The sequence below is a fragment of the Photobacterium sp. GSS17 genome, from assembly GCF_028621875.1.
In the GTDB taxonomy this organism is placed as follows: Bacteria; Pseudomonadota; Gammaproteobacteria; order Enterobacterales; family Vibrionaceae; genus Photobacterium; species Photobacterium ganghwense.
The window spans coordinates 906,296-922,043 of sequence record NZ_CP117517.1 but is presented as its reverse complement, the minus strand read 5'-3'; the positions used below and the strand labels follow the sequence as shown (position 1 = coordinate 922,043).

The following is a 15,748-nucleotide window of genomic DNA, read 5'->3' as shown; positions in this document are numbered from 1 at the left end:
ATAATTCCTGATTTATACCGGCATGTTCATTAATTCTTTGTAGGCCTCAACCATTTTGTTCCGCACCTGCACGGTTGCTTCAAAGGCCACACTGGATTTGTTGCGGGCAATCATAACGTCAGACAGAGAAACACTGCGGTCACCCTGATCAAATCGCGTCGCCAGCTCGCTGGACTGCGACTGCAGACCGTTGACGTTTTTAATGGCATTGCCCAGCAACGCGCCGAAATCTTCACTGACTTGCTGTGCTGAGGCAGGCTTGTTGGCATTGCTGGCCTCCAGTTTCATTGCCTGGAGTTCCGCCTGAAGTCCGTTTACTTTCATCTTCTCTCCTTACAAATCAGTCTAATTCTTATTGAAATCAACATTCTAAATAAATAATGGTAATGGCAAAACAACAGCATCATTACGCCGGTTAAACTGGGATATCGATTCCAGCATCACGCATTTTTGCCAACTTATAGCGAAGGGTTCGTGGGCTGATCCCCAGTCTTTCTGCGACATCTTTCCGGCTGCCATCGCAGGCACGAATGGTTTCTAGAATAATCGAAAACTCCTGCTCCCGCAGCTCATTTCCTAGGCCATCAGCAGGCACCGCTGTCGAGAAAACCGCACTGCACTTTTCCTGAACAGGCATCACATCCGGAATCACTGCCTGCTCAATGGTCGATTGCAAGTCACAGGCATCCAGCCAGTCCAGCCCTTCCAGCAGAATATCAGCTGAGGTAATGTACTGCCCCTGACACAGAATCAGCGCACGCTGGACGACATTATCCAGTTCCCGGACATTTCCCGGCCAGCTGTAGCGACGCAATTTAGCCAGGGCATCACCCGCAATCTCCGGCAAGGCCAGCCCCTGCTTTTTGCAGTGGCGATCCAGTAGAAACTGAGCCAATGGCTCGATATCGCCCGGACGATCAGCCAGCGCCGGCCACGCCAGCGGAAACACATTGAGCCGGTAATATAAGTCCTCGCGAAAATGCCCGTCCGTGACATACTGCTTCAGGTCACGGTTGCTGGTCGCCAGAACTCGTACATCCAGCTTGATACTTTTACGGCTGCCCAGACGTTCTACTTCTCTTTCCTGCAGCACGCGCAGCAGTTTGACCTGAAGATTCAGGTCCATCTCGCTGATTTCATCCAGCAAAATCGTCCCGCCCTGCGCCTGCTCAAATTTACCCGGACAAGCCTGGACAGCACCGGTAAACGCCCCTTTCTCGTAGCCAAACAGCGTGGCTTCCAGCATGTTGTCCGGTATTGCCGCGCAGTTGATAGCGACAAATGGGCCATCACTACGTGCCGAATGATCATGAATATAGCGGGACATGACTTCTTTGCCCGAACCGCTTGGGCCAAGGATAAGCACGCTGGCATCTGTTTTGGCTACTCTTTCCGCCAACGCCAGCAGCTTACGGGATTTTTCGTCTGCCACTACCGCGGAGGTAGATTCCGTCTTAATCGGCGCATAACGGCCAATCATGTTAAGCAGCACTTCAGGGGCAAAAGGCTTGGCCATGTAGTCGATGGCACCGTCCTTCATGGCCGATACGGCATCTTCAATATTGGCGTATGCCGTCATCAGCAACACCGGCAGTTTCGGCCAGTGCTGCTTGATACTGCGCAGCAGGCTGAGCCCGTCCATGCCTGCCATTTGAACATCCGACACGACGATATCAACCGGCTCCGATTTCAGCAGTAGCAATGCCTGCTCGGCACTCTCTGCTTCCAGCCATTGGTAACCTGCCAGAGCAAGTGTATCGACCAGGGCCTCGCGCAGTCCCTCATCATCTTCAACGACTAAGACACGGCTCTGATTCATAACATAACTCCTGTTTCTGACGTATCGGGTTGATGCGCGTAAGAAGATGACGCAGCATCAGGGACAGGCAAAGAAAGGGTAAAACAGGCACCATTACCTGGTTCAGAAGACACCCTCATCGTTCCCTTGTGAGCATTGACGACCATCTGGACCACAGCCAGCCCCAATCCGGTGCCCTGTTTGCGGGTCGTAAAGAATGGCTCCAGGATTTTTTGCTGCAGCTCGGCGGAGATCCCCGGGCCATTATCCAACACGGCAATATGAATCCGATCGTCTTGTTGTAGTACATGCACAGCAACACGGCAGCCTTTACCCGCCATTTGGACTGCATTGATAATCAAGTTACTAAGGGCATTCGCCAGCGCGTTCACATTACCGACCAAAACATGTGATTCATCATCACAGTCAATGCTGAAATCCACCTGGTTTTGCATTACCAACGCTTCAACCATCGTTTCCAGTTCGTTCAACAGTGCTTCCACGGTAAACCGTTCGATCACTTTGTTGTCGCCACCTTTGGCGAACAACAACATATCATTAACTTGTTTTTCAAGATCATGGAGACGGTCGACCAATTTGGCCTGAAAGCGATCTCGGGTAGCTTGAGCCAGATTCGGAGCCCCCAAATTAGAGGCATACAGCATGGCACTGGACAGTGGGGTGCGCACCTGATGGGCTAAGGAAGCGACCATTTTTCCCAGTGACGACAGTCGCTGCATTTCACTGATACGCGACTGGAGTAGTCGGGTTTCCGTCATATCAGTAATAAAAATCAACTGCCCGCTCTCTGTGGCAGAAATAGCCAGTCTGACACGGCGACCGTTTCGTAGTGACACTTCATGACCGTCGTCTTCTCGGGGCGCAAAGGCACGCTGAATGACCTCAACCCATTTCACGCCCACCAGCGGTTCACCCAGAAGGCGGCAGGCTTCGGGATTCGCTTCGCTGACTTTGCCGGCTGAATCGAGGAAAATCACGCCTGAAGGCATGACATCAAGTGCTTGTTGGTATCGGGCGACCTGCTGCGACATCGTGTCGAGCGAGGCGTCTTTGTTGTCCATCAAATCCCTGGCCATACTGATTTTTTATTAGTAGGTGTTTTCTTTAGCATTTTTCGTGCCAATAAAAAACAATAAGATTCAGTATGTTATGATGGCCAGAAACAAAAACAGCGATGTCAGTATTTTGACACCGCTGTTTTTAAATAGGCACTGCTTATTGTCTTGTCGCGAACTTCTACTATCCGCTCACTCAATACATTGTCTTAGCGAATTTCTTCTTTGTTTAGACCGTATTTACGCATTTTTTCAACCAGAGTCGTACGACGCATTCCCAGCATATCCGCCGCTCGCGCCACGACGCCACTTTGCGCTTCCAGCGCCTGACGAATCATATCAACTTCCAGCTCTGCCAGCATTTCCTTCAGATTCAAACCTTCAGGTGGCAGCCCGCTCAGGCTTAGGGTCTCTTCCGGTTCGCGGCTGTCTGTCGCAAACATGTCAGCCAGTGCCGCACGCTCCTGATCTTCAAGCGACAGGAAGTTTTCTTCCGGCTGGAACTCCGGCAAATCACAATAGCGGTACTTCATCGGCAGGTGGTTAACGTCAACCATCTCGCCCGGATAAAGAATGATCAGGCGTTCAACCAGATTCGCCAGTTCACGAATGTTACCCGGCCAGTCGTGATCCATCAGCGAGGTAATCGCACGCGGGGTAAAGTAAACCGGCTTCGCCCCTTCAGCTTCCATTCGAGCCAAAAGTTCCTGAAGCAGCAGCGGGATGTCTTCAATACGACCGCGCAGGGCGGGCATTTCAATTGGGAAGACGTTCAGGCGATAGTAAAGATCTTCACGGAAAGTATTGTCGCTGATCATCTCTTCCAGGTTGCGGTGTGTCGCTGCGACAATTCGCACATTGGCTTTGATGGTTTCCGTGCCACCGACGCGCTCAAAACAACGTTCCTGAAGGACCCGAAGCAGTTTCACCTGCATGGACATTGGCATATCGCCAATCTCGTCCAGGAACAGAGTGCCGCCTTCAGCCAGTTCAAAGCGACCTTTACGGGCAGAAATCGCACCGGTAAATGCCCCTTTCTCATGGCCAAACAGTTCACTTTCCAACAGATCCGGCGGGATAGCCCCACAGTTAACCGGAACAAACGGGCCTTTACCACGGTTGGAATGGTAATGAATGTTTCGTGCCACCACTTCTTTTCCGGTGCCGGATTCCCCTAATATCAGAACACTGGCTTCCGTCGTCGAAACCTGTTCAATAAGATGGCGGATCTCACTGATCGCTTCACTGCGACCCACCATTGAGCGAAATAAGGTGTTCTTTCGTCCCAACTGAGGCGCCTGAAACGCACGTTTGCCGAGAAATTCCTGGCAGTGACGGAATGCATTGGTCAGCTGACTGTAGTTAAGTGGTAGCTCAAGGTTTCCGACATAATTTGGCAGCCCCGCTAACGCCTGTTCGTGACCAGACAAAGCAATGACCGGGATATGATTATTGATGCGAAGGAAGTCCAGGATTCTGCTGACCGCTTTATCGGCTTTGATATTACCCAGTAAACAGGCACCCCAAGCATTTCCCCACACAGAATTATCGATCTCTTCAGAGGATAAAGTGACATGTTGTTCACCGAGAAAGTTCAATATGACACTAAAATCGTGGCGATACTGCTGATCATCATCAATAACGAGGGTTTTTGCTAAACCTTGCATAGGAAAGATATTGCCTGTCTGTAATTATCTAATCGTGGCACCCTGCCAAACGGATAAAATCCTACAACGTTAATCGCGAATTTTCGTTTATAAAAATAAGATGGTTGCCAGGTAAATTGGCAACCATTGTAATCAATGTACAGTAGAAGGCAACTGACTTCCCTCAAAGTGAGAGACCAGTACAAATGAAGGGGCTTTTGCCGTGCAACAATAGGAATATTTGTCACACGGCGAGGTTAACCATACATTAACCGGCGTTTTCGGCCTGTTCAGTGGCATAATGGTACTCTGCCGGGATTTGATCCCAGGCTGATTTAATTTCACTGATCAGTGAAATTACTTCCGCAATTTTCTCCGGATCGTTGTTCAGATTTGCGTCAAGGATATGACGCATCATGAAATCGTACAGGCGATCCAAATTAACAGCAACGTCACCACCATCAGACATTGAAAGTGTTTCACGCAGACTGCTGATGATTTCCAGGGCTTTATTCAGGCGCTCACCTTTGGCCGCCATATTCCCCTGCTCCATTGCCGCTTTACCCTGAACCAGGCGTTCAATGGCTCCGGCCATCAACATCTGTACGATGCGATGTGGTGAAGCACTGGCTAGCTGAGAGTTTACCGATACTTGCTTGTAGGCCTGAAGGGAACCACGCATGATAATTTCCTAATTTATTTTTGATACATTTGATAAATCGACACTGATTTTTTGCCTTTTTTGGCAATCAACAGCTTCTCTTTAATACGGGAACGGTTTTGCTCCAGCAGATGCTTAATTTCCCGAGTACGCTGCTGTACCTCATCAAATTTTTGACGGGTCAGCGTTTTTTCATCTGCAAGGATAGTTTTCACCATCTCATGACGAGCAGCCACCAACGTCTGTAGCTGCTCCGGAAATTCTTCCGGGTATTCTTCCATTTCAACCATCACTTTAATACGATGCTCAAGCTGATGTAGTTCTTTCATGGTCTTACCTTACTGAGAGCAACACGTTCTAGAGCAACAAGCTCTGCATGGTTGCCAGCTCCTGGGTCATTTGGGCAATCGCGGCATCCATGGCTGACAGTTGTTTGTATGTGCGATCTTCAAAGTCTTTCATACGGGCATCGAGCTGAGACATATCGTCTTCCAGACGCTTTTGCTGCTCTTTCAGGCCATCTTCTTTGCTGGTTATCGTGCCATCACGGCCAACAAAACCTTCCAACAACTCGTCAGCTTTGTCCAAAAAGCCATCTTCACTGGTAAAGTAGGCGCCAAAAGCTGCGAAGTTTTCATCCAACATATCTTTTAGGATGTCATCATCCAGTTCTAACTTACCGTACCTATCCGTGGTAATACCGAAATCAGCCATGCGATATTCCTGTCCATCGACTGTCACAGGCTCATTCATCAAGTTACGCATCTGGCTCATCAGAGAACGAGATACACTGTCGCCAACTAACGGGCCGCCTCTTTCCTCTTCTACGTTATAAGTGGATTGAGACTCAATCATTTCAAATAAGCTGTTGTATTTTTCAACAAACTCATTCAGTGCAGTTTTTGGCTTGGCTGTATCATTTTCGATAGTGATAGTGACGTTTTTAATTTCCACATCATCGGTGTCAGTACCTGTACCGTATGTCCCGGTGAGCCTTTTAGCATCCAACGTGACACCAGCTATCGCATTTTCAAATTTGTTGGTTGAACTAGTAACCGTTGAGAAGCCATCAATAACAATCTGCGCATCCTGTGCGGCCTGCATTTCCGACATACTGCCACCTGGTGCAGCAGGATCATAGGACAAATTTGCCAGATCGCCTGTCATTCCCGACGCATCAATTTTAATTTGATTCTCGGCACCCGTTTTCGTCGACGAGAAGAGAATTTTTGAACCTTCGTCGTCAGTTATCGTGGTCGCCGTAATACCCGGGTTATCTTTAGAATTATTGATAGCAGCAACAACTTGCTTGAGGTTGTTCTTGTCAGAGCTGATATTTATGGTCATCGACTTATCACCCACGGTGATAACCATCTCTCCACTACCCAAATCAGCCTTTGGATCGGCATCAAAACTTGTAGTACTAACGATTTTATGGCTTTTAGCCAGTTGTTTAACTTCTATCGAATAAATACCATTTTGTGCATCACTATCCGCTTTAACTGACAAATAGCCAGCTTCAGAAGACGTTGCCTCTTTACTGACAAAAACTTCGTCTTCTTTGAATTTATCCAGCATATCCTGCATTGAACTGGCAGAAGACTTTACCAACCCATAGGCGCTCAAGCTATTATCAACCTTGCTCATTTGCTCAGAGATACGTAACTGTTTGGGCGTTCGCTCTGCAGCCACAAGCTGCTGCGTCATACCAGCAACGTCTAACCCTGATCCTAAACCACCAACAGATAATCCCATAAGTTCCTCTCTTTACACCTGCTGGCTGAGTGAGCGTGGTGCGTACTTTGCCAGGTTGCTGTTTAATTCAAGCAAATCTTGTGCCGGAATTTGTCGGACAACATCACCACTTTGCTTATCAATGATAAATACAACTTGCTCACCGCTCTCTTCATCCAACTCAAAGCGTAATGAGCGATTCATGCGGCCCATAAGGTTTTCCAGTAACCTTTGTTGCTCTTCCGTTGGATACTTAGGTTGCACTTTTTCTGAAGAGGCAGGCCCATCCACTGACGGTATAAGCTGGGAGTCATTGGTCGATACAACGTTAGATGCTGCATTTGGTGTGCTGTTGACACCATGGGAAGGCAATACATTGCCGTCAGGTGAAGCCGTCGTTGGCTTGTCACCCTGGCGAGCCGAAAACAGATTTGCTACTAATGTACTGGTTTTGTCTGGGCTGATTTCCATACTGTCCACCCATACACGTTCAAATACTCAAAAAGGCCCGGCATTCGCCGGGCCCAAACAACTTAAGTACGAATTACAGCAGGCTCAGTGCAGCCTGTGGGTTCTGTTTCGCCTGAGCCAAAATCGAGGTACTTGCTTGTTGCAAGATTTGGTTCTTGGTCAGGTTGGTGGTTTCTTTAGCAAAGTCAACGTCTTTGATACGGCTGTTAGACGCCGAAACGTTTTCGTTAATGTTAGCTAGGTTATTCAGAGTGTGGTTCATTCGGTTCTGGAATGCACCCAAATCAGCACGCTGCGTATCAATCTGCGCAATTGCGGAGTCAATAGTTGATACCGCGGATTGCGCACCATTTGCACTGGAAATATCAATAGAGTCCACTGAGTTTAGAGATACCGTCTCTGCGCCAGTAGTAATCTGACCCGCAGCCGTACCTTCACTTGTCGTTACAGACAGTGTATTTGACTGAGGGTTATTGGTTTTCAGATTGACCTGACCAGTGAGTGACTGTGTGGCATTAGTATTGTCCACTGTCGCTGTCGCGCCGCCAGTAGTCGACATGTCAGCATTTAGCTCAGTAAGGTTCATGCTAAAACCAGTCGTTGTACCGCCTGCTGTGATATCAATATTTTTGCCAGACTCAGAAACGATATCTACAGTGCCATCGTCATTTGCGATTGCGCGCAGGCCAGTTTCTTTTGAGTCAGCATTGATCTTATCAACCAGTGACGCCTCTTCAGAGCCTGATGGCATTGAGTATGTTTTACCATTTACATCCAGAGTGTTATCGCCAGCTGCGTCAAGTGTCATGTTGCTTAAACGAACACCTGTAAAGGCTTCAGCTTTCACCCCAGTATCTGACGTCGCTTTATTTACTGCAGAAGCAATATCTTCCGCAGATGCCGCGGCAGCAACAGCTACGTCCTTCTGGCCATCAGTACCAGTAACTGTCAGCGTCTGAGCCGTTACCGCGTTAGTACCAGTGGTGTTAAATGAGCTGATCGCTGCACCAGCCAAATCAACAGAAGAGTTACCTAGGGCAGTTGAGCGCATATCACCCAAAGACAAATCAACCGTCTCGTTTGCGTTAGAACCGATTTGGAACTGCTGGGTTCCGTATGTACCATCCAGAAGGTTATTACCACCGAATGTTGTCGTTTCAGCGATACGAGTCAGCTCATCTTGCAGAGCAGATACTTCTTTCTGTAGCGCTGCGCGGTCATCATCAGAGTTTGAGCCGTTGGCAGACTGCAATGACAGGTCACGCATACGCTGCATGATGTTGGTTGATTCCTGCATCGCACCTTCTGCGGTTTGCGCAATCGAGATACCGTCGTTAGCATTACGCATTGCTACGTTCAAGCCGTTGCTCTGACTGGTCAGACGGTTAGAAATTTGCATACCCGCCGCATCGTCTTTAGCGCTGTTGATACGAAGACCCGTAGACAGACGCTCCATGCTGCTGCTTACGTTGTTGTTCGCTGCGCCAAGGTTACGCTGGGCATTCATTGCAGCCACGTTGGTATTAATAGTAACAGCCATAATTTGCTCCCTGTTTATTTGCAACCCAGCTGTGGTAGCGGGGGTTTTGAGAATCAGTTTGTTTAAGTACCTTCTATAACGGCATGGAAAAATAAACCTTTAGGGATTTTTTAATTTTTTTTCCGGTTTTCTAAAACTCGCTCAATGCACAACAATCAAGTCACTAATGACTTTCTTTTGATACAGCCAGTTAGGTTACTATCAATACGATACGCAATAAAAAAGCGGCTAATCATTGCCGCTTTTTTTAAGGGGATATAATCACATCTGCATTACAGATAATTGAACAACGTCAGCTCTTTTGCCTTGTTAAAGGCTGCCTGTGCCGCCTGCATTGCGATCAGATTTTGGTTCATATCAATAATGGCTTCACTGTAATCGACGTCTTCCAAATTGCCTTTTGCTTTACTTAACGTCAGTTCAAAATCTTTATGTTGCTCTTCGAAGGTATCGAGTTGTTTCAAACCGACCCCCACATCTGAGCGCCGCTGGTTCATATGAACATAACCCGCATTAAACTCTTCGATGGTTCGCTGTAAGCCTGCTCGAGCTTCCGGAGAAGCATCATCATACTCAGCATAATCAATCGCACTTTTAATGGAATCGAACAGACTGAAGGTTTTCGCTGGCTCTAAGGTGACGGAGTCATTGGGCTTGATATCCCCATCAAACTGAAAGTTAAGTGAAATCTGACTACCTGGCGCCGGATCGCTGTATTGAATACCAACTGTCGCATCGTAAGCCCCACTGCCGAGAAGGGTGTTACTCGAATCATCGTAAAGTTCGTATTGCATCTCTCCTGCAGCATTTTCAACAAACGCCACACGATACTGCGTCGTATCATTCGGATCCTGATTGGTCGCCGACAATAGTGTCAATCCAGATTCCGGCTGGAGCCCTTGATAATCAGGCCTAAAGTCTCCGAATGGGTTTTCCACAGCCATGAAGACCTGTTGCCCTGGCTGACTGGTGTTTACAAAAACCGACTGGTCAACACGGGCCTGACGATGACCGGTATCACCAAGGTACTGAACATTACCCTGAGCATCCGCGACAAAAGGCATTTGATTCACCTGATTACCGGCGAAAATAAAATTGCCCCCTTCATCCTGACTGTTAGCCAGATCGATCAATCCCTGGTAAAGGCTTTCCAACTCGGACTTGAATGCCGTTTTATCATCCCCAGCCATCGCCCCATTGATCATCCCGATAACTTTTTGTTTGGTGCTGTCAATGTAATTCTCAGCGCCGCTCAAGGCGGTTTCCAGCGAACCAAGGCGGTTCCCGGCAAGGGTGATCGATTTCTGGTATTGATCAATTTGAACGAGCTGCTGCTTGTAGTTTTGCGTCGATACAGAGGCAACCGGGTCATCACCGGCGGTCTGCATTCGTTTACCGGTCGCAAGCTGCTCATTGGTTTCATTGATCATGCTCTGCTTACGCATCAGGCTGGATGTCAGGTTTTGATACTGGGTAAACGTGGATACTCGGCTAATCATAAATCACCCCAAAAATCAGATGGCACGCATCAAGGTATCAAAGGTTTCTTTGGCCACACTCATGATACGAGAGGATGCCATGTACGCCTGCTGGAATTTCATCAGGTTGGCGGCTTCTTCATCCAGGTTAACCCCGGACAGGCTCTGCACCCGTTCGGTTGCGGCATCGAAGTCCATCTGATTTATCTGAGTCATTTTTTCGGCGTTTTGTTTCTGAATACCAACATCGGTCGACAAGCCTTCAAACAGGTCGATGATTGAGGAACGGCCCCCGTTCATGCTTTTTTCCGTTTGCAGAGACTGCATAGCCATCAGATTGGAGTTATCCCCTTCCGCAGGTTTTGCGCCCAGCTCAACGACAAAACTGTCATTGGCTTGTCCGCTTCGGGTCAGCCGCAGCGTGGCGCTGCCGCTCGGATCGGTTAGCTGAAATAGACCATCTTGCAGCGGGTAAGCCAGCGCGGTGCCGCTATTGCCAAGTGAGTCAGTCAAAGTGAGAGCATTACCGTTTGCATCGGTCACCGAGACACTGTCTCCAGCAGCGGAGAGCTGCACTTGGTAACGGCCGGTTGCTGTTGCGCCAGGCAGCGCTTCAAGATGAGCGTTGCCTGTGTTCGTTTCAGTTTCTGTCACGACACGTTGTGCAGCAATCGCTTTCGGGTCGTTGGTATTCAAGCTTATTTCACCGGCTCCCTGACGCACTGGGCGAATCTGCACGCTTTCACCCTCAACCGGGGGCGTACCAATTTCAATGACCATGCCATCAACGGCAATTTGCTGGCCAGCAACACCTGAACCAGCCGCTTGGGTGACCAATTCATCTGCACTGTTGAACAACGAGTAGGTTAATGCACCTGTAACGGGATCAGCCTCAGTTTCCAGGCGATATTCATCGGCTTTGAGCTGTTTTACATCATCAATTGCTACTTTGATGTCAGCCGTACTGCCCACCTCGGTAATCACTCGCTGCTGTTGTGCAGACAAGCTGTTCACGTCTGTAAACAGGTTTTGTCCCGGCTGACCTTCCAGGTCTAGACCCTGACGTTGCATGGTATTGATCTCACTGGCAAAACCAATCGCCATTCGCCCTACTTCATTCATGCCTTTTTCAATGACGTCGCTACGGTATTCGATCAGAGCGCCGATTTTGCCACCCATCGATTCAGCCTTGAGGGGTTTCAGTGAGTTACCATGCTCCAGCGCAACCTGACTTTGACTTGGATCCGGCTCTCCGGGAACAATTGTAAGCTTGGACGGTTCAACGCCGGATACCAGCGTGTAGCCTTGCCCAATCATAATGGTCTGCGCCGGGTTCTCTTTATCAGAGAGCACCGTCACATTGGTGTATTCAGCAAGCTCGTTGATCAACTGCTGCTGCTGATCGTACAAATCATTTTTTTCGCCCCCCTGACTTTCCAGCACTCTGGCATTCAGGGCGGCAAGTTCTTGCCCCAGGGTATTGACCCGACTGACAGAAGCTGCCACTTGATCGCTGACGTCACGGTGCATATCCGTCAGATTGCCATGGGCACTGTTGAGAGTGCTAGCCACCAGACCGGCATTTTCAATCACGGCTTTACGGGAGCCCATATCATTCGGGTGATCCGCCAAGCTTTTAACGGCATCGTAGTAATCGTTCATGTTACTGACCGTTTTACTGGCATTACGGGAAATGTAATCGTCCATAATGGCAAGCTGGCTGGCTTTTTCATTGCTGGCATGCAGCTGTGTCGTGGTCAGCGTCAGCTCTCGGGCGGCAAAGCGATCGTAGGCCCGGCTGACATTATCAATGTATGAGCCAGAACCGTAATAATCCCCTCCCAGCCATACGGCATCATTGGCTTTCTGCTCGGCGAGCTGGCGGCTATATCCAGGTGTATTGACATTATTGATGTTGTGACCTGTGACATTGAGTTGTTTCTGCGAACTCCTCAATCCCGATACGCCAATCTGCAATAAATCCAAAGCCATAATTTCTCCTGGTTTCTACCATTTCGCCAGCCTGCTTACGAAAGCGTTCAGGCCGAACATCAGGGAATTAGCAAAAATCACGCCAACTCAAACGAGACTGATCGCGATTGCCACTCCCTAGTCATTTAATCATTTGCTTACGTGATAATTGCATTCTTGCTGAGGGCTGAGGGCTGAGGGCTGAGGGCTGAGGGCTAAAGTATTCGCATCGGGTGTAGCTGATACATCTCCCCGCTCACGGATACGCAACCCGAACGGAATTTCAGCACCGATCAACATGCCCAATTTGAAATTAAAATGTTCAATCAGCCAAAATAACCAAAGCATTTTTTTGATTTGGCACGATAGCTGCATTAGAAATGGGTGACGCTCTATGACTTGATTTAATTGTTGTATTAAACCAACAGGTCATATCGTCATGCTCGACACCCAAAGCATCTAAATTGATCTCTATGTATAGCTTCCTTTAGGTATGTTTGTAGGTGCTAGAGGGAAAGTAAGATGAAAACACGCAGTCAAGCCACTATAAATCATAAGGTTATCTGAGTTTCCTATGATTTGTACGCTTTGCGAAAACATCAAAAAGACTAAAGGTAGTTTTTATCTTTTCGAGCACTATAATGATTTTTTGATAAAAACAGAGTCAGCTAGGAAAAGTAATAAGGAACAGGATGAATATCGGGATTGCAACGTTACTGGGCTATGCGCTCAAAGAAATCGTGGGTCCGTTTATCATGGACAACATTAATGAAGGTAAGGCTGAGAAAGTTCAGCAGAATGAAATTCATCAGGCACTTTCTGAGAGTGAGGATACGCTGAAAATTGTTTCGACCATTGTCGATATTTTTGTCTGAAAGGCGTTTGTCTAAAAATGCCTTTATCTGACATGCTTTTAGTTAAAGTAAATAAAACCCAACCGTTTACGATGCTACCACTTTCTCTGATTTTATTTGCAGCCAGCCAGAACTGATTACCTGTTCGCTGTAACTAACAAGGTAAACATCTGGTTTCTACATCTGGCTTTTGCTGTTCATGGCTCTGTCACTCATGTCTCAGTAACGACAGTTACCGCGCTTTGGCCATACTTTTTCCACCCTTATTTTTCCATTCCGGCCTTACTTTTCCATCATCTCATTAACCTGATCGAGCACTCTGAGCACCTTCTTACTGTATTCAGGGTCCGTCGCATAACCGGCTTTGTGAATTTCTCTAACAAAACGTTCTGGCTGAGTGCGATAGTTCAGTGCCGTTTCATAGCGTGGGTTATCCTGCAAAAAACGCACATAATCGCTGAAACTGTCCTGGTAAGAGTTATATGACCGAAAAGATGCCCGCTCCTGAACAGGGATGCCCTGATGGAACTCAAGTGTTTGCGTCGTCAGCTTCTTCCCGCCCCAGCGTGAGTCCGCTTTAATATTAAACAAGTTATAGCTGTCGCCGGCGGCATTGCGCAGTACCTTTTTCCCCCAGCCGGTTTCCAGCGCGGCTTGCGCAATCAAGACCCCAGGATCAACCCCGAGCGCACGCCCGGCTCGCATCGCATAAGGTTTCATCGCCTGAACAAACTCATCGGGCGAAGTAAACGAGGTCGGCTTTCTCGGTGGTAAGGCTGGCATCTCAGAAGTGGCAGACACATCAACAGGTTGGGAGACGGCACGATATGGCGGCAACACGTTGCCACGCTCGCTGACAGGCATATTGCTATCAGTTACCGGCAACTGATTCGTCTCGACCAGCAATGAGGTTTTGACGGTATCCGGTGTTTGGCGACTGTCAGCCTCATTGTGCACACTGCGATCAGGCTGTTCAGGATGCAGAAGCTTCTCGGTATCACTGGGGCTCAATATAGTTTGAGCCTCATGAGACGCAGCCTCTTCACCGCTCAGGTGTGCCCCGAGTTGTTCCACAATCAGATCAGCCAACCCCAGGGAGTTCGTCCGGCTAAGCTCACTCGCCATCTGCTCGTCATGCATTTGCTCGAAAAACTTGGTATTTCGGCTGCTCATCAAGTCAGACTCAAACGCCGAGTTAGCTTCTCGCATGGATTTGAACATCATTTGAGTAAAAATGGCCTCAAACTGCTCAGCCGCGGCACGAAGACCCTGAGATTCGCCGTCTTTACCGGTTTTGACACCGGCACGCAGCCGTTCCAGGCCCGCCATATCCAGCACAAATCCCGTGTCAAATTGATTATTTTTCATCTTGTCCTCAAGACACTAAATAAAAAGCTTTAAATAATAATCAACTGGCCTTCAATCGCACCCGCCTGTTTCAGCGCCTGCAAAATTGCCATTAAGTCTGATGGGGCTGCCCCAACCTGATTGACCGCCCGAACCAGATCTTCCAGCGTTGCGCCAGGCTCGAACAGGAACATACGTGAATCTTCTTCTTTGACCTGAATTTCGCTATTGGGCACGACGGCTGTCTGCCCACCGCCGAATGCATTCGGCTGGCTGACCGCATAGTTTTCTTTGATTGAAACCGTCATACCGCCATGGGTAATGGCGGCTGGCTTCAGACGAACATGTTGACCAATCACAATGGTCCCTGTCCGGGAGTTAACGATGATTTTCGCCCCGGCATCGGCAGGTTTAAATTCGATGTTTTCAATTGCCGCCAGAAATGCCACGCGCTGGCTGACATCACGCGGAGCACGTACCCGGACGGACGCGGCATCTACAGCAGACGCGACGCCAGGGCCGAGGAAATCATTTACAGCCTCAACCATACTTTGCGCCGTCGTAAAATCAGGTTCAAACAGGTTAAATGTCAGGTAATCGCCGCGTCCGAACGGATTTGGAACTTCCTGCTCAACAATCGCGCCCGAGGGAACCGTCCCCACCGTTGGCGTGTTACTCATGATGCTCGAGCCATCGGCACCGTCTGCGGTAAAACCCCCGACAACCAAGCTGCCCTGCGCCACTGCATAGACTTTTCCATCCAGGCCTTTCAGGAAGGTCTGTAGCAAGGTACCACCGCGCAGGCTTTTGGCTGAGCCAATAGAGGATACAGTGATATCAATAGACTGCCCTTGCTTGGTAAACGGCGGCAATGTGGCATGTACCGCCACCGCGGCAACGTTTTTGGTACGAAAACGCGCATCAGCCGGCAGATTAATGCCGAAGTTGTTCAGCATGGCTAGAAAGCTTTGCTCAGTATACGTCGCAGAAGACGACTCACCGGTGCCCGGCAGACCGACCACCAGGCCATACCCGACCAGCTGGTTATCCCGCACTCCCGCAACGGATGAGACATCCTTAATCCGAGCTGCATTCGCCACACCGGCCATCATGGTCATAGATGCCGCCAGAACCAGGGAGGTCATCAGGGTAGTAATCAGTCTTTTCATAAC

The 15,748-nt window shown here is 48.8% G+C and carries 14 protein-coding genes; 1 reads left to right on the top strand and 13 read right to left on the bottom strand.

Features of this window, described 5'->3' with window-relative positions:
- Nucleotides 1–12: 12 nt before the first annotated feature.
- The 11 genes from fliE to flgK form a co-directional block, all read right to left on the bottom strand.
- On the bottom strand, nt 13–324 hold the full coding sequence (fliE, locus tag PGW97_RS04190; RefSeq protein ID WP_047883845.1) for a flagellar hook-basal body complex protein FliE: 312 nt from the start codon (nt 322–324) through the stop codon (nt 13–15).
- A 91-nt stretch (nt 325–415) separates the two neighbouring features.
- Complete coding sequence (locus PGW97_RS04185; RefSeq protein WP_217392109.1) at nt 416–1,819, bottom strand: sigma-54-dependent transcriptional regulator; 1,404 nt, start codon at nt 1,817–1,819, stop codon at nt 416–418.
- Nucleotides 1,816–2,880: a sensor histidine kinase gene (locus PGW97_RS04180; protein ID WP_217392108.1), complete on the bottom strand. Its 1,065-nt coding sequence runs from the start codon at nt 2,878–2,880 to the stop codon at nt 1,816–1,818. Before PGW97_RS04180 ends, PGW97_RS04185 begins: the two co-directional genes overlap by 4 nt.
- 203 nt (nt 2,881–3,083) lie before the next feature.
- Nucleotides 3,084–4,541 carry a sigma-54 dependent transcriptional regulator gene (locus PGW97_RS04175; RefSeq protein ID WP_047883848.1) on the bottom strand — a complete coding sequence of 486 codons (1,458 nt, stop codon included), beginning with the start codon at nt 4,539–4,541 and terminating at the stop codon, nt 3,084–3,086.
- A 247-nt stretch (nt 4,542–4,788) separates the two neighbouring features.
- Nucleotides 4,789–5,202, bottom strand: a complete 414-nt coding sequence (gene fliS, locus PGW97_RS04170; protein ID WP_273858856.1) for a flagellar export chaperone FliS — start codon at nt 5,200–5,202, stop codon at nt 4,789–4,791.
- Between the two features lie 14 nt (nt 5,203–5,216).
- Nucleotides 5,217–5,510, bottom strand: a complete 294-nt coding sequence (locus PGW97_RS04165) for a flagellar biosynthesis protein FliS (protein ID WP_273858855.1) — start codon at nt 5,508–5,510, stop codon at nt 5,217–5,219.
- A gap of 28 nt (nt 5,511–5,538) precedes the next feature.
- Entirely contained in the window at nt 5,539–6,936 is a 1,398-nt protein-coding gene (gene fliD / locus PGW97_RS04160) for a flagellar filament capping protein FliD (RefSeq protein ID WP_217392106.1), read from the bottom strand.
- A gap of 12 nt (nt 6,937–6,948) precedes the next feature.
- Nucleotides 6,949–7,386, bottom strand: coding sequence for a flagellar protein FlaG (locus tag PGW97_RS04155; protein ID WP_273858853.1), 438 nt, complete (start codon nt 7,384–7,386; stop codon nt 6,949–6,951).
- A gap of 73 nt (nt 7,387–7,459) precedes the next feature.
- Nucleotides 7,460–8,926 carry a flagellin gene (locus PGW97_RS25140; protein ID WP_337960369.1) on the bottom strand — a complete coding sequence of 489 codons (1,467 nt, stop codon included), beginning with the start codon at nt 8,924–8,926 and terminating at the stop codon, nt 7,460–7,462.
- A 272-nt stretch (nt 8,927–9,198) separates the two neighbouring features.
- On the bottom strand, nt 9,199–10,425 hold the full coding sequence (gene flgL / locus PGW97_RS04135; RefSeq protein WP_273858851.1) for a flagellar hook-associated protein FlgL: 1,227 nt from the start codon (nt 10,423–10,425) through the stop codon (nt 9,199–9,201).
- Between the two features lie 15 nt (nt 10,426–10,440).
- Nucleotides 10,441–12,396 carry a flagellar hook-associated protein FlgK gene (flgK, locus tag PGW97_RS04130; RefSeq protein ID WP_273858850.1) on the bottom strand — a complete coding sequence of 652 codons (1,956 nt, stop codon included), beginning with the start codon at nt 12,394–12,396 and terminating at the stop codon, nt 10,441–10,443.
- Between the two features lie 671 nt (nt 12,397–13,067).
- Here flgK and PGW97_RS04125 point away from each other — a divergent pair.
- The gene (locus PGW97_RS04125; protein WP_047883855.1) at nt 13,068–13,250 is read left to right on the top strand and encodes a hypothetical protein; all 183 of its coding nucleotides are present in this window, start codon (nt 13,068–13,070) and stop codon (nt 13,248–13,250) included.
- 261 nt (nt 13,251–13,511) lie between these two features.
- Here the strand turns inward: PGW97_RS04125 and flgJ are convergent, their stop codons facing one another.
- Nucleotides 13,512–14,597, bottom strand: a complete 1,086-nt coding sequence (gene flgJ, locus PGW97_RS04120) for a flagellar assembly peptidoglycan hydrolase FlgJ (protein WP_273858849.1) — start codon at nt 14,595–14,597, stop codon at nt 13,512–13,514.
- Nucleotides 14,598–14,626: 29 nt separating this feature from the next.
- Nucleotides 14,627–15,745 (bottom strand): flagellar basal body P-ring protein FlgI, encoded by a 1,119-nt coding sequence (locus PGW97_RS04115; protein WP_047883857.1) that lies wholly within the window; start codon nt 15,743–15,745, stop codon nt 14,627–14,629.
- Nucleotides 15,746–15,748 lie beyond the last annotated feature (3 nt).